Below are 19,449 nucleotides of genomic sequence, written 5' to 3' on the forward strand. Positions count from 1 at the left end.
CCGTTCGTCGGGCATGGGAATGCCGGGCGGGTCAAGGCAGGATGCCCGGTCGGCTCTGCAAGAGTCAAGCAATCCTTGCGCAAGAACCTGCCGGAGCTGCTCTGCGAGCCGGCCGGATCAGACCGGCAGCGGCAGGTCGGCCGGCGGCCCGGGCCGGCCCACCGGCTTGTCCAGCACCCCCGGCACGACCGCGGTCGAGCCCCGCACCACCAGCTCCGGCCGGAAGATGTACTCCGAGTGCGGCGCGGCGTGCCCGTGGATCTCGTCGACCAGCGCGCGTACCGCCGCGACCGCCATCGCGGTGACCGGCTGCCGCATCGTGGTCAGCGGCGGATCGGTGAACGCCATCAGCGGCGAGTCGTCGTAGCCGACCACCGAGAGGTCGGCCGGCACCGACAGGCCGCGCTGCCGGGCCGCCCGGATCGCGCCCAGCGCCATCAGGTCGGAGCCGCAGACCAGCCCGGTCACGCCCCGGTCGAGCAACCGGGCGGCGGCCACCTCGCCACCCTCCACACCGAACAGTGACAGTTCGGCCAGCTCGTCCAGCTCGGCGTCGGCCAGCCCGACCAGCCGCTTCATCGCGGCCTTGAAACCGGCCACCTTCCGCTGTACCGGCACGAACCGGCCCGGCCCGGTGATCAGGCCGATCCGGCGATGTCCGAGCGCGACCAGGTGGGCCACGGCCAGCTCGCCCGCCTCCCGGTCGTCGCAGGAGACGAAGGGCGCCGGCAGGCCGGGCTGATAGCCGTTGACCAGCACGATCGGCAGCGGCCGGGCGATCAGCGTGCGGTAGCGCGCCGGATCGGCGGCGGTGTCGGCGTGCAGGCCGGAGACGAAGACGATCCCGGAGACCTGCCGGTCCAGCAGCATCTCGACGTACTCGTCCTCGGTGACCCCGCCGGGGGTCTGGGTGCAGAGCACCGAGGTGTAGCCGGCCTGGGCCAGCCCGGACTCGACGACCTGGGCGAAGGCCGGGAAGATCGGGTTCTCCAGCTCCGGCACGACCAGCCCGACCAGCCCGGCACTGCGCTTGCGGAGCCGGGCCGGGCGTTCGTAGCCGAGTACGTCGAGCGCGGTGAGTACGGCCTGTCGGGTCTCCGGCGCCACCCCGGGGCGGTCGTTGAGCACCCGCGACACCGTGGCCTCGCTCACCTCGGCCTGCTGGGCGATGTCGGCCAGTCGTGCACGCATGGCGGAACTGTAGCCCACGAGTCGATTCTTGCGAAGCCCACCGCAAGTACTTGCAGAGCCGGTCCGTGTCGCACCGGCCCCGCCTGCCGGCGCGCTGACGATGCCGGTACGGCGGGCTCTACACGGGCCGGGCGGGCACCTGCGAAAGGGATCAATTACCCCGCCAGGTGACGACTGGGCGACGGTTGTTGCAAGGAGGTTTGCAAGGGGTTTCGTAACCGGCAACTCCTTGCTACTGTCCCGCCGATACCCGGACGGCAGAACGAGGAGCGCTAGATGCGTCGCACAGCCAGAGGGATCGTCGTACTCGCCTGCACGACCCTTGCTCTGACGCTCGCCGCCTGCGGCGGCGAGGACGACAAGTCGGGGGAGTCGGGCGCCAAGACCGATCCCGCCGCCCTTAAAGCAGACCTGACCTGGTGGGACACCTCGGATCCGAAGAACGAGGGACCGGCCTTCCAGGAACTCGTCGCGAAGTTCAACCAGACGTACCCGAACGTCAAGATCAACTATCAGTCGGTGCCGTTCGGTGAGGCGCAGAACAAGTTCAAGACCGCCGCACAGGCCAAGACCGGTGCTCCGGACATCCTGCGCGCCGAGGTCGCCTGGGTGCCGGAGTTCGCCTCGCTCGGCTACCTCTACGCCCTCGACGGCTCGGAGCTGACCGCCGACGAGTCCGACTTCCTGCCCACCCCGCTCTCGGCGGACAAGTACGACGGCAAGACGTACGGCGTACCGCAGGTCACCGACTCGCTCGCCCTGCTCTACAACAAGGAACTGCTGGCCAAGGCCGGCATCAGCTCGCCACCGGCGACCTGGGCGGACCTGAAGACCGCCGCACTGGCGGTCAAGGAGAAGACCGGCGTGGACGGCGTTTACGTCAACCCGGCCGGCTACTTCATGCTGCCCTTCATGTACGGCGAGGGCGGCGACCTGGTCGACGCCGACGCCAAGAAGATCGTCGTCAACTCCGCGCAGAACGTCGCCGGCCTGAACGTCGCCAAGGACCTGATCGCCAGTGGCGCCGCGCCGAAGCCGGCCGCCAACGACGCGTACGGCACCATGATGACCCTCTTCAAGGAGAAGAAGGTCGCGATGATCATCAATGGGCCGTGGGAGGTCAACAACGTCAAGAGCGCCCCGACCTTCGGCGGGCTGGAGAACCTCGGCATCGCCCCGGTCCCGGCCGGCTCGGCCAAGGCCGGTGCGCCGGTCGGCGGGCACAACTACGTAATCTGGTCCGGCATGCCACAGGAGAAGGTCGAGGCGGCGATCGCGTTCGTCAAGTTCATGAGCTCGGCGGAGTCGCAGGGCTTCCTCGCCGACAAGCTCGGCCTGCTGCCGACCCGCAAGTCGGCGTACGAGCTGGACACGGTGAAGAACAACCCGGTCATCTCGGCGTTCCGGCCGGTCGTCGAGTCGGCGGTGCCGCGGCCGTGGATCCCGGAGGGTGGCCAGTTCTTCGGCCCGCTGGACCAGATGGCCACCCAGGTCCTGGTGCAGAACAAGGACCCGAAGGCGGCCCTGGACGAGGTCGCCGAGAAGTACAAGTCCGAGGTCGTGCCCGCGTACGGCATGTGATCCCACCATCGGCGCCGGCTCCGGCCGGCCGAACCTCCGCGCCGGCTCGGGCCGGCCGAACCTCCGCGCCGGCTCGGGCCGGCCGAATCCCTCCGGCACCCGGCGGGGCCGACGGCGCTGGCCGGCGGCCCTGCCGGGCTCCCTTCCTGGAGCGCTGCTGATGACCACCGTGACCGCCGGCCCGGCGCCGGCGCCCGCGCCGCCCGGCCGCCGCCCCGCCGGCCCGTCCCGGCTGCGCCGAAGCTGGGACCGGCACTGGTACGCCTGGGCGATGGTGCTCCCCGTCGTGCTGGTACTCGCGGTACTGATCTTCTATCCGCTGGCCCGCGGCATCTGGCTCTCGCTGACCAACCTGACCGAGGCCAACCAGGTGGCCGAGGTCTGCACCAGATCGATCACCGGGGGCGAGGTCTGCAAGGAGAACCCCAACCGGTGGGAGTTCGTCGGGCTGGACAACTACGCCCGGGTGCTCACCGGCGAGGTGGGTGAGTTCTGGCAGTGGACCGGGGTCACGCTGATCTGGACCTCCGTCTGCGTGGCGTTCCACTACGGGCTCGGGCTCGGCCTGGCCACCATGCTGAACCGGCCGATGCGGCTGCGCGGGTTCTACCGGGTCCTGCTGGTGCTGCCGTGGGCGGTGCCGGCCTTCGTCAGCGCCTTCGCCTGGAAGTTCATCTTCAACGAGCGGTTCGGGCTGGCCAACTCGCTGCTCACCGCCGTCGGCGTCGACCCGGTCGACTGGTTCGCCAACCGGTGGACCTCGCTGTTCACCGCGATCGTCACCAACATCTGGCTCGGGGTGCCGTTCATGATGGTGGCGCTGCTCGGTGGCATGCAGACCATCCCCGGCGAGCTGTACGAGGCGGCCGAGATCGACGGCGCCAGCCCGTGGCAGCGCTTCGTCAACGTCACCCTGCCCGGCCTGCGCCCGGTCAGCATGACGGTGCTGCTGCTCGGCACCATCTGGACCTTCAACATGTTCCCGATCATCTTCCTGGTCACCGAGGGCCAGCCGGCCGGGCAGACCGACATCCTGGTGACCGGGGCCTACCGGGCCGCCTTCGAGGGGATCCGGAACTACTCGCTCGCCTCGACCTACGGGGTGTTGATCCTGTCCATCCTGCTCGTCTTCTCGGTCTTCTACCGGCGGGCACTGCGCAAGCAGGGGGAGGTGTGGTGAGCATGCGCCGATCCGGTACCGGCCGGAGCCCGCTGCGGTCGGTGGGGCTGCACGGCACGCTGATCGTCGCCTCGCTGATCGCGGTCGGCCCGATCCTCTGGGTGCTGCTCTCCTCCTTCAAGCCCGGCCACGCGGTGCAGAGCAGCGAGTTGAGCCTGGTCAAGGACCCGACGCTGGCCAACTACGCGTACGTGCTGGGCGAGACGAGCTTCCTGCGCTGGTTCGGCAACTCGGTGCTGGTCGCCGCGTTCACCATGCTCTTCGGGATCTTCCTCGCCGCCACCACCGGCTACGCGGTCTCCCGGTTCAACTTCCCGGGCCGGCGGCCACTGATGACCGTCTTCCTGGTCACCCAGATGTTCCCGGTCGCCATCCTGATCGTGCCGATCTACATGATCATGGCCCGGCTGGGGTTGATCAACACGCCGACCTCGCTGATCATCGCGAACCTGACCATCGCGGTGCCGTTCTGCGCCTGGATGCTCAAGGGCTACTTCGACTCCATCCCCACCGCCCTCGACGAGGCGGCGGCGCTCGACGGCTGCGGACCGTACGGGATCTTCTGGCGGATCGTGCTGCCGCTGGCCCGGCCGGCGCTGGCGGTCACCGGCTTCTACGCCTTCCTCACCGCCTGGGGCGAGGTGGCGTACGCCTCCGCCTTCATCCAGGAGGACCGGAACTTCACCCTGGCGTACGGGCTCCAGCAGTTCGTACCGCAGTTCAACCCGCAGTGGGAGTACCTCACCTCGGCGGCGGTGCTGGTCACCATCCCGGCCGGGCTGGTCTTCCTCTACGCCCAGCGGCACCTGGTCTCCGGGCTGACCGGCGGCGGCACCAAGGGATGACCGGGCCGATGGCGACACCGGACGGACGGCCGCGGCCACACCACGACGGCTCGGTGCTGCACGTGCCGGAGCAGGCCCCGGCGCTCGGCGACACCGTCGAGGTCGGCCCTTGGGGACCAATGGCAGTGGATCCGGCGCTAAGCCGTAATCGACTGGTCGGGGGGTTGTAGTGCCCGGTACAGGGTGGAGCGGCCGACGCTGAGGTGTCTGGCGATGGTGGTGACGGATTCGCCGCGGGCCTGGCGGGCGCGGGCGATGGCGAGAATGTCGTCGGTGACGGTGGCGGGGCGTCCGCCGTGTCGGCCGGCGGCGGCTGCGGCGCGTAGTCCGTCGAGGGTGCGGTCGCGGATCAGTTCGCGTTCCATCTCGGCGGCGAGGGCGGCGACGGCGAACAGGAGCCGGTCGGCGAGGGTGGCGCCGCCGGGGCGGTGCACGCCGGCGCAGATGCCGGTGAGGATTTCCAGGGTGATGTCGCGGGCGTGGAGTTCGTCTTCGAGGAAGACGAGCAGTTCCTTCATAGAGCGGGCGACCCGGTCGGGGCGGTGGAGGACGAGGGTGTCGCCGGGGCGCAGGGCGTCCAGGGCTGCGCGCAGTTTGGGGCGGTCGCCGCGGGTGCTCGCGGTCTCGATGATGATCTCGCGGCAGTGTGCGGCGTGGAGGTCGTCGAGTTGAGAGTCGTGGTCTTGCTCGCGGGTGCTGACCCGGGCGTAGCCGACGCGGATCCGGTTGTGCGGGCGTGGCGGCGCCGCGGCGGCACGGGCGGGGACTTCGGTCATGTCGCCGATCGTCCCGGAAACGTCCCGTAATCCCGGCTTGGACACGCCGGTTCTGGGACGGGTTTCGGGACTCGCCGTCCTGGGCGAACGCCTCACAGAGTTGATCTTGATGGGTCGTCCCGGAAAGGAGCGTTTACGGGACGCGGTGTCTCCATCGTCATCAGCCGCTCGGGCTGCCGCTGGAACGCCGGATCGAGACAGCTCCCAAGAGCTTCCCGGTGTTACTCGCGCCGGAGGTCTTCGCTGCTGGTTCTGAGCAGGGTGCCGACGTAGGCGACCGCGGTGAGCAGCACGACGGCGGCTGCGGTGAGGCCAACCTGTGTGAGCAGGATCTGCCCGAACCGGCGTGTGCTGACCCCGGTGATCTCGATGGCGACGTGGACGGCACCTGCGGTCGCCGCCATTGCCAATGTCGCCGAGATGACCAGAGGGAGGGCGACTTCTGTCATGTCGGCTGCGGCTTCTGTTCGGCGGGGCACTCCGACGATCCGTAGGGCCGCAGTGAGCCGGCGGCGTTCGATCAGCCGGTCGACGGCGATGACGACGAGTGCGGCGAGGCACAGCAGGAGGGTGATGGCCATTAGCGCGCCGATGATTACCGTGACGGTGGCGCCTCCGAGACCCTGGGTGGTGCCGAGGAAGCCCTGAATGTTGGATGCGGGAGCTTGTGTGGCGAGGATCTGGCGGGCCCGTTCCAGGACGGGTGGTTCGTTGCGCAGGAGAACGGTGGTGGTCTGCGCTGCGGTGCAGTTCGCAGCGGTGGTGATGAGCAGTTGGTACGGCCGGTCGGCGTACAGCTTCGGGGTCAGCTCGAGCTTGTCGGCGGGGGCCACGACGGTCCGCGCCGCGGGACAGTTGGTTTCCGCAGCCGGCGTCAGGCGCAGGGTGGCGCCCGCCGGGAGTTGCGGCTCGCCGGCGAAGTCGGGCGAGTTGATGTGCAGCCGGTAGATGCGCTCAGGACTGCATGCTTCCGCCCCGTCGAACAGTCCGCGGACGTCGGCGCAGGAGGCGATCATGACGTCGGCCCGCTTCTCGGCGCCCAGTTCCGCCGAGGCGTATTCGTACTGGGAGGCGCCGCGTATGCCTGGGGTGGCGCGCAGAGCGTCGAGCGCGGTGGGGTTCACGGCGCCGTCGAGGGTGAGCTTGAGCTGGGTTGGCGCGGACGGTGTGGCCAACGACTCGGCGAGGCGGACGTGCTCCGCGGCGCCGAGGCCGATTCCCGCGGCGAAGAGAGTGACACCTACCGTAGCGACGAGACGGGCCGCAGCGCCGTCTGAGGCCAGGGCACGCCGCCCGGCGATACGCAGCGCGGGCGGGAGACTGGGACGCCGGTTGAGGCGCCGCCACATGGTCTGCACCAGTAGCGGCGTGACCAGCGGCAGTCCCACGGCTGTCAGGACGAGGCCGGTGGCGAAGGCCAACAGCGCCCAGAAGGCCCTCGTGGCGGGCAGTGCCGCTGCGCCGGCCAGGAGGGCGACTCCGCAGGTGATGGGCGCAGTCCGCAGCAGCGCCGGCTGTCGGCTGGTCGCGTTGCGGAAGGCGTGCAGTGGGTTGCCGCGCAGCCGGGCGAACGCGCCGGTGGCCACGGCGACGGCAAACAGTGGCAGCCCCACTGCGGTCAGCGCGACAGTGAACGGCGACAGTACGAGGTCTTCGGCGAACCAGTGCAGGTGGCCAAGACGCAGCTGTTCGGTTCCGCCGCGGGCGGACAGCCAACCGGCGGTGCCGATCGCGGCGCCGACGGCCGCCACCGCCCCGGTCTCGACGGCGTTGACAACCTGCGTCTGGCGGGTGTCAGCCCCGAGTAGGCGAAGAGCGGCCAGCCGTCGTTCCCGGGTGGCCGCCGACAACCGTGCCGATGCCGCCAGGAAGATGCCCAGAGGGATGAGAACGAACACGGCCATGCCGACCGGCACGAGCACGGCCGGTCGCAGTACCTCCTCGAAGGTCCCAGTCCAGGAGGCGCCTCGATGGCTGACCTGCGTACCGATCCGTTCGACGCACTGCGCGCCGCCCGCCCGGTCGGCTTCGGCAGCGGGCACGCCGACGTAGACCAACAGTTCGTCCGGCGCAACCAAGCCCGCAGGGTCAACGACGCCGACGACACGCTGCGGGAATCTCGCGGCAGCGCGCGCGTCGCCGCCGCCGATGAGTTCTGCGAGGGCGGGTGACACCACGATCTCACCGGCGGCTGGCCAAGCCAGCACGCCGGGCGGTCGAGGCGACTGCGCGGTGGTGTTCCACACGGCGATCCGGCGTAGCGGGCGGGAGCCGATGTTGTCCTCGACAGTCCGTAGCTTGAGACAGTCAGCCGTGCCAGCTGACGTCGCCAGGACGGGCTCTCGATCACCGATGCGGCCGTCCTGCCGCTCGGCGACACCTGGAGCGGCGAGGGTGGCCAGGAGCACGAACGCGCCGAAGGCTACCGCTGCTGCCTGCAGCACCAGGCGGACCAGTCCAGCGGCGCCGCCGCCGCGGCACAGCCGCAACCCCAACCGCACGAACGGCAGGTAACTCATGCTTGCAGTACGCCGTCTCGCATGGTCAGGACCCGGTCGGCGGTGGCGGCGACCTCGGCGGCGTGGGTGACCAGGATGAGCGCGCTGCCGCCAGCGCGAGCCAGGTCGAGCAGCGCTGACAGCGACTGTGCAGCTGAGCGGGAGTCCAGCGCGCCGGTCGGCTCGTCAGCGAAGACAACACTCGGCTGGTGCACGAGCGCCCGCGCGATGGCGGCCCGCTGGGCCTGCCCACCGGACACCCGCGACGGCGTGCGATTCCGCTCGCCGTCGAGGCCGAGGCGAGCCAGCAGTCCGTCCGCGGTCGCGCGGGCCTTGCGGGCGGATACGCCGGTCAGGCGCAACGGCAGCTCCACGTTCTCGGCCAGCGTCAGCTCCGGTATCAGGTCGCCGAACTGCATCACGAAGCCGCACTGGCGCAGCCGCAAACCGGCTCGTACGCGGTCACTGACCGCGCCGAGGTCGACGCCGTTGAGATGCACCGACCCCTTGTCCGGGCTCAACACTCCCGCGAGCAGGAACAGCAGAGTGGATTTGCCCGAGCCGGACGGGCCCGTGATCGCGATGACCTCGCCCCTTGCCACACGCACGCTGGCCTCGCGCACGGCGACCGTCTGGCCGACCGTGTAGGTCAGGCCGTCGCTCGAGATGACGTCAGCGCCCACACCGATGCCCATCCTGCAGCCCACCCCCGAAGTTGCTCACGACGCTGAGGATGCCAGCCATACGAATCTATGGCCAGCACCCTCGCCGCGCGTCGCTGTGATCGATCAGAGACAGTTGTTGGCGAGCTTGTAGCTCTCCGCCTCGTTGTCGAAGCTGCGCTCCGGTCCCATTTCCGCGACGTACTCACCGGCGTTCAGGCAGATTCGCGTGCCGGTGTAGTTGTCGTTGTCGAAAATCGTCAGCTTCTGATTGGTGCGGTTCCAGGCCGAACTGATCTCGTTGTCGCCGTCCCATCCGGGGATGTCGAACGTCGTCTGCGTGGAGTGCACGTACCGGTTACCGCCCTTGAACGGGTCCTCCCACATGCACACACGGCCATTGTCGCAGGCGGTGGTCTCGGTGAACGGCTGCACCGGAGCCGCTGCGGCGGGAGTGGCCAACGCCAGCGACATCACCACACCAGTACCAACAGAATAGAGTGATCGTCTCACTCAACTCTCCCTCGTCTTGGCATTCACTTCAGTGATTGTCAGCCGACCTCGACGACGCTACCCAGGCGGCAACGCAGCGTCAATGCCTATTCACGTCACGTGAATTCGCGGTCGGCGGCGTCGCTCAATTGATCAATGAAGCGCGGGAAATATTTGCACCTATCAGCGGACACTCCTGCATGTTCCAGGCACACAAGGCCGCAACCGAAATCAGATCCTGCAACTTCTGCCAGCCGTCATCGGTCGCCACCGAGCGATCTGCGCGCAGGTTCACCCCTGCGCGGCCTTGCGGTGGGCTTCCGCCTTAGCGCCGATCTTCGTTCCGTTTTTCCTCGCTCGCCGGGGCCGGGGCGGCTGCGTCTTCAGGCCATCTCGGCTTCGGCGAGGTCCATACCGACCCGCTTACGCAGCTCGCCGGCGGCCGGCGGCGCGGTCAAACGCGGCGCGACGGTCAGGCGCTACTCCTCGAAGGCGTCGGGGTCGCGCAGCGGCCGGCGGGCGCCGTCCAGGTCGGGCAGGGCGAACGAGTAGTGCCCGTGCACGTTGATGTGTTTGTACTGGTACGCCGAGAGGCGGGCGGCGTCGGCCTCCAGCACCGGGTACTCCTGGCTACGCAGCGCGTCCAGGGCGTGGTTCAAGTAGAGGGTGTTCCACAGCGTGATGCAGTTCAGGACCAGGCCGAGCGGACGAACTCGGGCTGACCGGGCGCAACGGCGAGGGCTCGCGTACCCCGATGCCGTGGCGGCGGCCGGAGAGCTGGGACGGAGCCACCTTCGCGCGGTACCGGGGACTGGTCGCGCTCCGCCGGTCACTGCCGGCGCTGCGGCACGGTGGCCTGCGCTGGGCGTACGCCGACGCGGACAGCCTGGTCTTCCTGCGCGAGTCGCCGGCGGAGTCGGTGCTGGTGCTGGCCCGGCGCGCCGCCGCCGAACCGGTGCGGCTGGCCGGGCCGGTCCGGCCCGGGGCGGAGGCGGTCAACCTGTACGGCGGGGCGGAGTCGCTGCGCGCGGGTCCGGACGGCGCGCTGACGCTGCCCGGAGACGGCCCGACCTTCCAGGTGTGGCGGCTGTCCTCGGCCCGCTGAGCCTCACTTCGACGCCGGGTCGAGCACCTCGCGCATCCGGTTGACCTCGACGGCCTGCGCGAAGGCGATGTTCCGGGCCAGCTCCCGGAGCTGCCGGTCGACACCGTGCACGAGTACCTCCTGGGCCATCGCGATGGCGCCCTGGTGGTGCGCGCTCATCATCTCGACGAACATCCGGTCGAAGTCCGTCCCGGTCGTGGCGGTGAGCGTGGCGATCGCCCGCGGGCTCTGCATGCCGTGCATGGTGGGGTGCTCGTGCCCGGTCCCGCCGAGCAGCGAGTCGAGGCCACGGTCGCGCAGCCAGCCCCGCAGCACCTCGACCTCGGGCCGCTGGGCGGCCCGGATCCGGTCGGCGACCGCGATCACGCCGGTGCTGCCGGCCCGGTCCGGGACCAGGGCGGCCATCCGCAGAGCCTGTTCGTGGTGCGGCACCATCATCGTGGCGAAGCGGATGTCGGCCGCGTTGTGCCCCGACCCGGGCGGCGGGGTGAGCTGGTCCGGCCGCAGCACCGGGGCCGACTCGCCCGGCCGGCCGGGCCGGATCACCGGCGCGGTGCCGATGGCCGAGGGGGGCAGGACCGACGGGGCGGGTGCCGGGGTCGTGGCGTCCGGGGCGGCGACGGGAGCGGCCGGTCGATCCTGCCCGCTGGTCGCGATCCCGGCGATGCCGAGGGCGAGCAGCACGGTCACCGTTTCGACAAGCGCGAGAAACACGATCGCCGGTCGGCGCGTGCCGCCGGTCGCGTTCCTGGCCAACACCACAGCGTGACTCCCGTCCGCCCTGCCGGCCGGTCGCGGCGTAGCCGGGGCTCTGCACCGGGGACCGGGTCGTCAGCCCGGGTCGGCCGATGGTAGCCCCACCGCCCGGACCGTGGAAGATCCAGTACGCCCTGGCCCCGGGCTGGCGCCCGGGACGGGCCCGTCCTGTTCGGACGGCTTCCGCCACCTACTCTCGCACGCCCTCGCCGGCGAGGAGGGCGCGTACGCCGTCGAGATAGGTCTTCGGATCCGGGCCCCCGGCGAGGATCCGTTGCAGCGCGAAGCCGGGGATCAGGCCGAACAGCGCGGCACCCACCGCCTCGACGTCGGCGTCGGCCGGCAGCTCGCCCGCCTGCTGGGCCCGCCTGGCCACGACGACGAAGCGGGCCCGGAAGCCGCCGTAGAGCCGGGCGACGAACTCGGCCAGCGCGGGATCGCGCAGTGACTCGGACCAGACCTGGATGGCGAGCGCCAGGACGCCGTCCGGGCCGGTCTGGGACTCGACGAAGGTCAGCGCCCGGTCCAGCGCCTCGATCAGCGGCAGGGGCGGTTCGGCCGAGGCCAGCGTCTCGAAGAGCTGGTCGGCGCCGTCGAGTACCGACTCGGCGATCGAGGTGACTAGCTCCTGCTTGCTGCCGAAGTAGCGATAGACGGCGCCCACCGAGAGGCCGGCCTCGGAGATCACGTCCTGCATCGAGGTGGCGTGGAAGCCGTTGCGCAGGAAGCAGCGCCGGGCGGCGTCGAGAATCTGCCGTCGCCGGGCCGCCAGGTGCTCGTCGGATACGCGTGGCACGGCACACAGTATAAAACGAGCGTTCGTTCGTTGACCGACGAAGGTGGGGAGAGGAGGCTGAGAAAGAGAACGAGTATTCGTTTTAGAAGGGTTCCGAGATGAGTTCTAGAAGGGTTCCGAGATGACTCGTCCACCCGCCCTCTCCGGGCCGCTCACCTCGACGCACCCGCGCCGGCCACTGGCGGTCGCCGTACTGCTGGCCGTGGCGGTGGTGCTGTTGCAGTCGCTGCTCGTACCGCTCTTCGCCGGGCCGGCGGCGAACCTGGAGCCGCGCGACCTGCCGGTGGTCGTCGCCGGTCCGGCCCCGGCCACCGACCGACTCGTCGGGCAACTCGACGCCGCCGCGCCGGGCGCCTTCGACGTGATCCGGCTGCCGGACGGTGCGGCCGCCGACCGGGCGCTGCGCGACCGCGAGGCGTACGCCGCCTTCGTGCTCGGCCCGGACGGCATGACCCTGCACACCGCGAGCGCGGCCAGTCCGGCGGTGGCGGCCCTGCTCAGCCAGGCCGCCGGGCAGTTCTCCGGAGGCCGGCCCGTCCCGGTGGTCGACGTGGTGCCGGCCGACCCGGACGACCCCCGGGGCGCCGGCTTCGCCGCCGGTTTCCTGCCGCTCGGGCTGACCGGCATGGTGATCGGGGCGCTGCTGGTGCTGCTGCTCGGCAGCCGGCTCGCCCGGCTGGCCGGGCTGGTCAGCTTCGGGCTGCTGGTCGGGGTCGCCGGGCCGCTGGTGCTGCAGGGCTGGCTCGGCCTGCTGCCCGGCGACACGCTGGCTGTCGGCGCCGCCCTCGGGCTGGTCGGGCTGGCCGTCGCGGCCACCGTCGCCGGGCTCGGCGCGCTGCTCGGCCGGGCCGGGCTCGGGCTCGGCGCGGTGCTGGTCTTCCTGGTCGGCAACCCGCTCTCGGCGGTCGGTGCGGCGCCCGAACTGCTGCCCCAGCCCTGGGGCGAGATCGGCCAGTGGCTGCCCGTCGGTGCCGGCGGGACCCTGCTCCGGTCGACGGCGTTCTTCGACGGCGCCGGAGTCGGCACCCCGCTGCTGGTCCTCGCCGGGTATGCCGCCGCCGGCCTGCTCCTGACCGCCCTGTCCCGCCCGACCCTGGCCCACCCCACCCCGACGGCCCCCGCCGCCGTCGAGGTGGATGATCGGGCTACTTCGGTGATGTAGCGGCCTCCACCTCTCGCCTCTCGGCGCGGCCACTACATCCCGGAAGGAGCGGCACGCCCCACCGTGGTCGTCCCCGGGTCCGTGTGCAGCGGGCCGGGGGCGACGTACGGTACGCGATGAGGGAGGATGGCGGCCGTGGAACCTCTCCGGCTGATACTCCTCTACGCCCACCTAATCGGTTTCGCCCTGCTGCTGGGCGGCGCCGCCGCCCAGTACGTCACCGGACGAATCCGGATTAACCCGATGATGCTCTGGGGCGCCGTCATCCAGCTGGTGACCGGGATCGGACTCTCAGCGCCCCTACGGGACGGCGACGAGCCCGCACCGGCGAAACTCGGCACCAAGCTGGTCATCGCCTTGGCGATCTTCGTGATGGTGTTCTTCTCCCGCAAGCGGGAAGAGGTCAACCGCGGCCACTTCCTGGCGATCGTCGGGCTGACCCTGGTCAACGCCGCCGTCGCGGTCTTCTGGCGCTGAGCTGGCCGGGCCCTGGTCTGGCACTGAGCCGGCCCCGCCGGCCCGCCTCGTTGGCCGGCCTGCGGAAACGGGCGGAAACGTGACGGCCACAGATCCAGGTCACGCATCGGGCTGGCCGGGAAGTGATGTCGCGCACCCTGAAGTTACGTAAGGGTAACGGGCGTTCAACAGTCAGGCACGATTGTCGGCCGGTGGACAGGCGCGGGCGTACGCTCCCGTCCGTAACGTGGGACAGCCGGCGGCAACGCGCAGGCCGGCTTAGGGCTGCCACCGCGGTGGGCGGTGTGCAATGGGAAGGAGACCGTCTTGCGCTCTGTGCGTGGGATGCGGATCGTCTCGGTATTCGCGGTGGGCGGGCTCGCGCTGGGCGCCGCCGCGTGTGGTGAGGCTCCGAGCGATAGCAACGATGGCGGCGCCGCGGCCGACAAGTACACCGCGTGCATGGTGACGGACGTCGGAGGCATCGACGACAAGTCGTTCAACACCTCCGCCTGGGCGGGCCTGGAGGCGGCCAAGGCCGCCGACAGCAAGATCGACATCAAGTACGTGGCGTCCAAGGCCGAGGCCGACTACGAGCCGAACCTGACCCAGTACGTCAACCAGGACTGCGACTTCATCCTCGCCGTCGGCGGCCTGATGGCCGAGGCGACATCGAAGATCGCCAAGGCGAACCCGGACCAGCAGTTCGGCATCGTCGACGCGAAGCTGCCGGAGAGCAACGTCTTCCCGATGCAGTTCGACACCGCGCAGGCCGCCTTCCTCGCCGGTTACCTGGCGGCCGGGATGACCAAGACCGGCAAGGTCGGCACCTACGGCGGCATGAAGATCGGTCCGGTGACCATCTTCATGGACGGCTACGTCGACGGGGTGGCCCACTACAACAAGACCAAGGGCAAGAACGTCCAGGTCCTGGGCTGGAACAAGGAGACCCAGAACGGGTCGTTCACCAACGACTTCGTCAAGCAGGACGAGGGCAAGAAGGTCTCCGACACCCTGGTCGCCCAGGGCGCGGACATCGTCATGCCGGTGGCCGGCGGCGCCGGCCTGGGCACCACGGCGGCCGCGCAGGCCTCCAACGGCAAGTACTCGGTGATCTGGGTCGACGTCGACGGCTGCGAGAGCACCCCGAACTGCCCGGCCCTGCTGACCACGGTCGTCAAGAACATCTCCGACGCCGTCCGGGACGCCGTGGTGAGCGCGGCCAAGGGCGACAAGCTGGCCCACGACCCCGGCTACCTCGGCACCCTGGCCGACAACGGTGTCTCGCTGGCGCCGTACCACGAGTTCGACAGCAAGGTGCCGGCGGAGCTGAAGGCCGAGATCGACAAGCTCAAGGCCGACATCAGCTCCGGCGCGATCACCGTCACCTCGGCCAGCCAGCCGAAGTGACCTCCGGGTCGACCGCCCGACCCGCTCGGGCGGTCGACCGGTACGGCTTGCGAAGGCCGACGATCCGGTCGCTCCGATCGGCGTGCAGACAGATCCCCACGCCGATCGGGGCGACCGCTTTTCACGCCGAGCAGCAGCTAGGCTGCACCACCATCGCCCGCACTCGCCAGGAGGTTGCGCTGAGACTCGAACTGCGCGGCATCACCAAGCGGTTCGGTGAACTGGTCGCCAACGACCACATCGACCTGACGGTGGAGCCCGGAGAGATCCACGCCCTGCTCGGTGAGAACGGCGCGGGCAAGTCCACCCTGATGAACGTGCTGTACGGCCTGCTCCAGCCCGACGAGGGCGAGATCCTGGTCGACGGCAGGCCGCTGAGGGTCAAGGATCCCGGCGACGCCATCGCGGCCGGCATCGGCATGGTGCACCAGCACTTCATGCTGGTCCCGGTCTTCACCGTGGCCGAGAACGTGATGCTCGGCGCCGAGCAGGTCCGCGGCGGCATCGTCGGCTTCCTCGACCGGCGGCGGGCCCGGCGCCAGGTGACCGAGGTCTCCACCCGGTACAACCTGCGGGTCGATCCGGACGCGGTGGTCGAGAACCTGCCGGTCGGCGTGCAGCAGCGGGTCGAGATCCTCAAGGCGCTGACCCGGGACGTCGACCTGCTCATCCTGGACGAGCCGACCGCCGTGCTGACCCCGCAGGAGACCGAGGAACTGCTCGGGATCATGCGGTCGCTCAAGGAGTCGGGCAAGTCGATCGTCTTCATCACGCACAAGCTCAAAGAGGTCAGGGCGATCGCCGACCGGATCACCGTGATCCGCCGGGGCCGGACCGTCGGCACCGCCAGCCCGAGCGCCAGCGAGGACGAACTGGCCGCGCTGATGGTCGGGCGTACGGTCAACCTGACCGTGCAGAAGTCCGTCGCCGCACCGGGTGAGCCGGTGCTGGAGGTCGAGGGGCTGGTCGTCGACGACGAGCGGTCGGTCCGGGCCGTCGACGGCGTCGACCTGACCGTACGGGCCGGTGAGGTGCTCGGCATCGCCGGTGTGCAGGGCAACGGCCAGACCGAGCTGATCGAGGCGCTGATGGGGCTGCGCCCGGTGCTGCACGGCACGGTGAGCCTGTCCGGCCAGCGCATCGACGGGTGGTCGACCAAGCGGGTGCTGCGGGCCGGCGTCGGCTACGTACCCGAGGACCGCAGCGTCGACGGGCTGGTCAAGGAGTTCAGCGTCGCCGAGAACCTGGTGCTGGACATCTACGACCGGCCGCCGTTCGGCTCCGGGCTGGCGCTCCGGCCGGACGCGATCGCCGCCTCGGCCCGGGAGCGGATCCCCGAGTTCGACGTACGCACCTCGTCGCCGGAGGCGGCCGTCGGCACGCTCTCCGGCGGCAACCAGCAGAAGGTGATCATCGCTCGGGAGATGTCCCGGCCGCTCAAGCTCTTCGTGGCCGCCCAGCCGACCCGGGGGGTGGACGTCGGCTCGATCGAGTTCATCCACCGCCGGATCATCCACGAACGGGACATCGGCGTCGCCGTACTCCTGGTCTCCAGCGAGCTGGACGAGGTGATCGGGCTGGCCGACCGGATCGCGGTGATGTACCGGGGCCGGATCATCGGCATGGTAGGGCCGGACACCCCGCGTGAGGAGATCGGCCTGCTGATGGCCGGAATCACCGATGCCGCCCCGGCCGGGACCGGTGGCGGTGCCGGGGCGGCCGGGACCGGTGGCGGTGCCGGGGCGGCCGGGACCGGTGGCGGTGCCGAGGCGGCCGCAAGCCCCGACGGGCCGGTGACTCCGGCTCCCGACGTCGCTGGTAGCGAGGAAACCCGATGACCGACGTGAACGAGCCCGGGTCGCCGTCGCCGGAGCAGACCCCGGGCGGGGCCGGCAAGGGGCCGACCGACCGGGACGGCGGTGGACGGCAGCTGCTCCAGGCGTTCGTGCACAACCTCTGGGCGGCCAACACCGCCACGGTCACCGTGCTGGCGATCGTGCTGGCCACGCTGATCGGCGCCGTGCTGATCGTCATCTCCGACCCGGACGTGCTGGCCACCTGGGGCTACTTCACCGCCCAGCCCTCCGACGCGATCAACTCCAGCTGGGCGGTTGTCAGCGATGCGTACGCAAACCTGTTCAAGGGCGCGGTCTTCGACCCGGCGGCGGTGCGGGCCTGGGCCGACGGCACCGGCGGCTGGCAGCCGGTCTTCGCGCCGATCTCGGAGACGTTGACCTACACCGCCCCGCTGGTCTTCACCGGGCTGGCGGTCTCGCTCGCCTTCCGGGGCGGGCTGTTCAACATCGGCGCCCAGGGACAGGCCACCCTCGGGGTGATCCTGGCCGCGCTGGCCGGGTTCCTGCTGCCGCTGCCCCCGGTGGTGCACCTGATCGTGGCGGTACTCGCCGGGGCCGTGGGCGGGGCGATCTGGGGATTCGTCCCCGGTTTCCTGAAGGCGCGTACCGGTGCGCACGAGGTGATCACCACGATCATGCTCAACTACGTCTCCTTCTCCTTCCTGGCCTGGATCATCGTGCAGGACGGGGTGCACGCGCCGAACCGGACGGACGCGATCAGCCGGCCGGTGGACGGCTCCGCCCAACTGCCCCGGCTGCTCGGCGGCGACCTGCGGGTGCACCTCGGCATCGCGCTCGCGATCGCCGCCACCTGGGCGGTCGGCTGGCTGCTCAACCGCTCCACCTTCGGCTTCGAACTGCGGGCGGTCGGCGCCAACCCCGACGCGGCGCGGACCGCGGGGATCAGCGTCGGCCGGACGTACGTGCTGGTCATGGTCATCGCCGGGGCGCTGTCCGGGCTGGGCGGCGCGAACATGGTCCTCGGCACCACCGCCACCGCGCTCACCCCGCTGGTGGTCGCCCAGATCGGCTTCGACGGCATCCTGGTGGCGCTGCTCGGCCGGGTGAAGCCGTGGGGGGTCGCGCTCGCCGCACTGCTCTTCGGCGCGCTCCAGGCCGGCGGCAACCGGATGCAGTCGTACGCCAGCATCTCGCTGGAGCTGGTCACCGTGCTCCAGGCGCTGATCGTCATCTTCATCGCCGCGCCCGCACTGGTGAAGGCGATCTTCGGGCTCCGGGCCGCCCGGGCCGCCAGGTTGTCCACGAGCATGGCGAAGGGCTGGTAGTCGGTGAGCGCGAGGAGTGAGCTTGCGAGCCCCGCAGTCGCGAACGGAAGGCGGCACAGGTGAGCGCGAGGAGTGAGCTTGCGAGCCCCGCAGTCGCGAACGGAAGGCGGCGCTGATGTCGACCATGACTGCCGAGGAGCTGGCCGTCACCGTACGGCCGGGCTTCTGGATCCGGGACCGCAAGGTCGGCGCCGGTGCCGTACTGCTCGGGCTGGTCGCGGCGGTGCTCTTCGGCGCGCTGGCCACCGGTGAGAAGGCGCGGTTCACCCTCAGCGAGGATGCCGCCGGCGCGGCGTTGTCCATCGACGGCACGGTCGGGGCGGTCCTGTTCGGGCTGGTCGCGGCGGCGGCCGGCGCGGCGCTGCTGGCCGGGCTGCCGAAGCGCTGGTTCGTGCCGCTGCTCGGCGTGGCGGTGGTCGGAGTGGTGCTCTCCTTTCTCTGCTGGCAGGTGTCGGCGGCGCCGACCGGGCAGAACTTCATGCCGCTGGTCAACATCGTCCGGGGTACCTTCATCCTTGCCCTGCCGCTGATCTTCGGCGCCCTGGCCGGGGTGCTCTGCGAGCGGTCCGGCGTGGTGAACGTGGCGATCGAGGGCCAGTTGCTGATGGGCGCCTTCGCCGGGGCCCTGGTCGGCACGCTCGCGGCGAGCGCCTGGATCGGGCTGGTCGCGGCGGCGCTCGGTGGCGCGCTGATCTCGCTCCTGCTGGCGATCTTCACCATCCGCTACCTGGTCGACCAGGTGGTGATGGGGATCGTGCTCAACCTCCTCGCGGTCGGGCTGACCGGGTTCCTCTACGAACGGTTGATGCAGCCGGACGCGAAGAAGTACAACCAGCCGCCGAGGTTCGAGGCGTGGCCGATCCCGGTGCTGTCGGACATTCCGGTGCTCGGGCCGGCACTGTTCCGGGGCAACATCTTCCTCTACCTGGCATTGATCCTGGTGGTGGTGATCCACGTCGGGCTGTTCCGTACCCGGTGGGGGCTGCGGACCCGCTCGGTGGGTGAGCACCCGACCGCCGCCGACACCCTCGGGGTGAAGGTGCTGGCGCTGCGCTACCGCAACGTGCTGCTGGCCGGCATGGTCGCCGGGCTGGGTGGCGCCTCCTACACGCTGGCGCTCTACACCTTCAGCAAGAACATGATCGGTGGCAAGGGCTTCATCGCGCTGGCGGCACTGATCTTCGGGCGGTGGAGCCCGACCGGTGCCCTGCTGGCGGCGCTCTTCTTCGGCTTCGCCGACCAGCTCGGGACGTACCTCGGCGCGATCGACAGCAGCATCCCGAGCGAGTTCCTGGCGATGCTGCCGTACCTCGCCACCCTGCTGGCCGTGGCCGGCCTGGTCGGCAAGGTGCGGGCGCCGGCCGCCGACGGCAAGCCCTACATCAAGGGCTGACCAG

At 70.4% G+C, this 19,449-nt stretch carries 19 protein-coding genes; 10 read left to right on the top strand and 9 right to left on the bottom strand.

Translation table 11 applies throughout. From position 1 onward, the window contains the following. Positions 1-117: 117 nt before the first annotated feature. Positions 118-1,191, bottom strand: a complete 1,074-nt coding sequence (locus ABNF97_RS06850) for a substrate-binding domain-containing protein (protein WP_207230645.1) — start codon at positions 1,189-1,191, stop codon at positions 118-120. Between the two features lie 276 nt (positions 1,192-1,467). On the opposite strand from ABNF97_RS06850, the gene ABNF97_RS06855 reads away from it, so the two are divergent. From ABNF97_RS06855 to ABNF97_RS06865, 3 genes are all read left to right on the top strand, one after another. After that, a complete protein-coding gene (locus tag ABNF97_RS06855) occupies positions 1,468-2,772 on the top strand; it encodes an extracellular solute-binding protein (RefSeq protein WP_349337991.1) in 1,305 nt (434 codons plus the stop codon). A gap of 160 nt (positions 2,773-2,932) precedes the next feature. Continuing rightward, the gene (locus ABNF97_RS06860) at positions 2,933-3,952 is read left to right on the top strand and encodes a carbohydrate ABC transporter permease (RefSeq protein ID WP_349337992.1); all 1,020 of its coding nucleotides are present in this window, start codon (positions 2,933-2,935) and stop codon (positions 3,950-3,952) included. 2 nt (positions 3,953-3,954) lie between these two features. Then, positions 3,955-4,797 carry a sugar ABC transporter permease gene (locus ABNF97_RS06865; RefSeq protein WP_349337993.1) on the top strand — a complete coding sequence of 281 codons (843 nt, stop codon included), beginning with the start codon at positions 3,955-3,957 and terminating at the stop codon, positions 4,795-4,797. Positions 4,798-4,934: 137 nt separating this feature from the next. Here ABNF97_RS06865 and ABNF97_RS06870 read toward each other — a convergent pair whose 3' ends face one another. The 6 genes from ABNF97_RS06870 to ABNF97_RS06895 form a co-directional block, all read right to left on the bottom strand. Next, positions 4,935-5,573 carry a recombinase family protein gene (locus tag ABNF97_RS06870; protein WP_349337994.1) on the bottom strand — a complete coding sequence of 213 codons (639 nt, stop codon included), beginning with the start codon at positions 5,571-5,573 and terminating at the stop codon, positions 4,935-4,937. Positions 5,574-5,794: 221 nt separating this feature from the next. After that, a complete protein-coding gene (locus ABNF97_RS06875) occupies positions 5,795-8,092 on the bottom strand; it encodes an FtsX-like permease family protein (protein WP_349337995.1) in 2,298 nt (765 codons plus the stop codon). Further along, on the bottom strand, positions 8,089-8,766 hold the full coding sequence (locus ABNF97_RS06880; protein ID WP_349337996.1) for an ABC transporter ATP-binding protein: 678 nt from the start codon (positions 8,764-8,766) through the stop codon (positions 8,089-8,091). Before ABNF97_RS06880 ends, ABNF97_RS06875 begins: the two co-directional genes overlap by 4 nt. A 93-nt stretch (positions 8,767-8,859) precedes the next feature. Beyond that, on the bottom strand, positions 8,860-9,246 hold the full coding sequence (locus ABNF97_RS06885; RefSeq protein ID WP_349337997.1) for a peptidase inhibitor family I36 protein: 387 nt from the start codon (positions 9,244-9,246) through the stop codon (positions 8,860-8,862). A 124-nt stretch (positions 9,247-9,370) separates the two neighbouring features. Further along, positions 9,371-9,520, bottom strand: a complete 150-nt coding sequence (locus tag ABNF97_RS06890; RefSeq protein WP_349337998.1) for a hypothetical protein — start codon at positions 9,518-9,520, stop codon at positions 9,371-9,373. A gap of 184 nt (positions 9,521-9,704) precedes the next feature. Further along, entirely contained in the window at positions 9,705-10,058 is a 354-nt protein-coding gene (locus tag ABNF97_RS06895; protein WP_349337999.1) for a Tn3 family transposase, read from the bottom strand. On the opposite strand from ABNF97_RS06895, the gene ABNF97_RS06900 reads away from it, so the two are divergent. Beyond that, positions 9,980-10,330: a hypothetical protein gene (locus ABNF97_RS06900; RefSeq protein WP_349338061.1), complete on the top strand. Its 351-nt coding sequence runs from the start codon at positions 9,980-9,982 to the stop codon at positions 10,328-10,330. The two genes, ABNF97_RS06895 and ABNF97_RS06900, sit on opposite strands and share 79 nt — an antisense overlap. 3 nt (positions 10,331-10,333) lie before the next feature. On the opposite strand, the gene ABNF97_RS06905 is transcribed toward ABNF97_RS06900, so the two are convergent. Both ABNF97_RS06905 and ABNF97_RS06910 read right to left on the bottom strand, forming a co-directional pair. Continuing rightward, on the bottom strand, positions 10,334-11,086 hold the full coding sequence (locus tag ABNF97_RS06905; protein WP_349338000.1) for a DUF305 domain-containing protein: 753 nt from the start codon (positions 11,084-11,086) through the stop codon (positions 10,334-10,336). Between the two features lie 190 nt (positions 11,087-11,276). Continuing rightward, positions 11,277-11,882, bottom strand: coding sequence for a TetR/AcrR family transcriptional regulator (locus tag ABNF97_RS06910; protein ID WP_349338001.1), 606 nt, complete (start codon positions 11,880-11,882; stop codon positions 11,277-11,279). Between the two features lie 121 nt (positions 11,883-12,003). On the opposite strand from ABNF97_RS06910, the gene ABNF97_RS06915 reads away from it, so the two are divergent. The 6 genes from ABNF97_RS06915 (at position 12,004) to ABNF97_RS06940 (ending at position 19,445) form a co-directional block, all read left to right on the top strand. After that, positions 12,004-13,044, top strand: a complete 1,041-nt coding sequence (locus tag ABNF97_RS06915) for a hypothetical protein (RefSeq protein WP_349338002.1) — start codon at positions 12,004-12,006, stop codon at positions 13,042-13,044. Between the two features lie 135 nt (positions 13,045-13,179). Next, positions 13,180-13,521: a hypothetical protein gene (locus ABNF97_RS06920; protein ID WP_130465013.1), complete on the top strand. Its 342-nt coding sequence runs from the start codon at positions 13,180-13,182 to the stop codon at positions 13,519-13,521. Between the two features lie 324 nt (positions 13,522-13,845). Beyond that, positions 13,846-14,910: a BMP family lipoprotein gene (locus tag ABNF97_RS06925; protein WP_349338060.1), complete on the top strand. Its 1,065-nt coding sequence runs from the start codon at positions 13,846-13,848 to the stop codon at positions 14,908-14,910. A gap of 47 nt (positions 14,911-14,957) precedes the next feature. After that, entirely contained in the window at positions 14,958-16,748 is a 1,791-nt protein-coding gene (locus tag ABNF97_RS06930) for an ABC transporter ATP-binding protein (RefSeq protein ID WP_349338003.1), read from the top strand. Further along, positions 16,745-18,052, top strand: a complete 1,308-nt coding sequence (locus ABNF97_RS06935; RefSeq protein ID WP_349338004.1) for an ABC transporter permease — start codon at positions 16,745-16,747, stop codon at positions 18,050-18,052. Before ABNF97_RS06930 ends, ABNF97_RS06935 begins: the two co-directional genes overlap by 4 nt. A gap of 115 nt (positions 18,053-18,167) precedes the next feature. Then, positions 18,168-19,445, top strand: coding sequence for an ABC transporter permease subunit (locus ABNF97_RS06940; protein ID WP_130465010.1), 1,278 nt, complete (start codon positions 18,168-18,170; stop codon positions 19,443-19,445). The last annotated feature ends 4 nt before the right edge of the window (positions 19,446-19,449 follow it).

Source organism: Plantactinospora sp. B6F1, from assembly GCF_040120695.1.
GTDB lineage: Bacteria > Actinomycetota > Actinomycetes > Mycobacteriales > Micromonosporaceae > Plantactinospora.

Coding starts and splice junctions, on each gene's coding strand:
- ABNF97_RS06870 (WP_349337994.1), bottom strand. CDS start 5,573: ATGACCGAAGTCCCCGCCCGTGCCGCCGCGGCGCCGCCACGCCCGCAC.
- ABNF97_RS06900 (WP_349338061.1), top strand. CDS start 9,980: ATGCCGTGGCGGCGGCCGGAGAGCTGGGACGGAGCCACCTTCGCGCGG.
- ABNF97_RS06855 (WP_349337991.1), top strand. CDS start 1,468: ATGCGTCGCACAGCCAGAGGGATCGTCGTACTCGCCTGCACGACCCTT.
- ABNF97_RS06850 (WP_207230645.1), bottom strand. CDS start 1,191: ATGCGTGCACGACTGGCCGACATCGCCCAGCAGGCCGAGGTGAGCGAG.
- ABNF97_RS06875 (WP_349337995.1), bottom strand. CDS start 8,092: ATGAGTTACCTGCCGTTCGTGCGGTTGGGGTTGCGGCTGTGCCGCGGC.
- ABNF97_RS06935 (WP_349338004.1), top strand. CDS start 16,745: ATGACCGACGTGAACGAGCCCGGGTCGCCGTCGCCGGAGCAGACCCCG.
- ABNF97_RS06880 (WP_349337996.1), bottom strand. CDS start 8,766: ATGGGCATCGGTGTGGGCGCTGACGTCATCTCGAGCGACGGCCTGACC.
- ABNF97_RS06925 (WP_349338060.1), top strand. CDS start 13,846: ATGCGGATCGTCTCGGTATTCGCGGTGGGCGGGCTCGCGCTGGGCGCC.
- ABNF97_RS06860 (WP_349337992.1), top strand. CDS start 2,933: ATGACCACCGTGACCGCCGGCCCGGCGCCGGCGCCCGCGCCGCCCGGC.
- ABNF97_RS06915 (WP_349338002.1), top strand. CDS start 12,004: ATGACTCGTCCACCCGCCCTCTCCGGGCCGCTCACCTCGACGCACCCG.
- ABNF97_RS06940 (WP_130465010.1), top strand. CDS start 18,168: ATGTCGACCATGACTGCCGAGGAGCTGGCCGTCACCGTACGGCCGGGC.
- ABNF97_RS06865 (WP_349337993.1), top strand. CDS start 3,955: ATGCGCCGATCCGGTACCGGCCGGAGCCCGCTGCGGTCGGTGGGGCTG.